Source organism: Arthrobacter sp. Y3223164, assembly GCF_059091005.1.
Map to the genome: position 1 here is coordinate 1 of NZ_JBNHGF010000804.1, position 540 is coordinate 540.

The 540-nt window shown below is 73.9% G+C and carries 1 protein-coding gene; it reads left to right on the top strand.

The features are described from left to right. The coding region (locus AC5RUJ_RS18110; RefSeq protein WP_494156501.1) for a protoporphyrinogen/coproporphyrinogen oxidase at positions 1–540 on the top strand (540 nt) is incomplete at its 3' end.

Consider the following 540-nt stretch of genomic DNA (forward strand, 5'->3'; position numbering starts at 1 on the left):
CTGGCCGGCGTCGAGGTGACGGTCCTGGAGCGTGGCCCCCGGTTCGGCGGCTGCGTGGTCCGGCATGAGGTGGGCGGGCTGATGCTCGACGCCGGCGCCGAATCTTTCGCGACGCGCTCCAGCGTGGTCCCGGACCTGATCGGCGAACTGGGCCTGGGCAACGACATTGTCCAGCCGAACCCGGCCGGCGCCTGGATCCAGCTGCCGGACGGTGCGCAACGGCTCCCGAAGACGGGCGTGCTCGGCATCCCGGCAGACCCTTCCGACCCGGACGTGGTGCGTGCCATCGGCCGCCGGGCGGCGTTGCGCGCCTCGGGCGACAAGGTCATGCCGCTGGGTTCGCTGCTGCGCCGCGAGCAGCTCAGCCTGGGCCAGCTGGTGCGCGCCCGGATGGGTGATGCCGTGCTGCAGAAACTGGTCGCGCCGGTGGCAGGCGGGGTGTACTCGGCGGATCCGGATGTGCTGGACGTGGACTCGGTGATGCCGGGCCTGCGCGCCTCGGTGGCCGCCCACGGGTCCCTGGCCGCCGCGGTGGGCGCC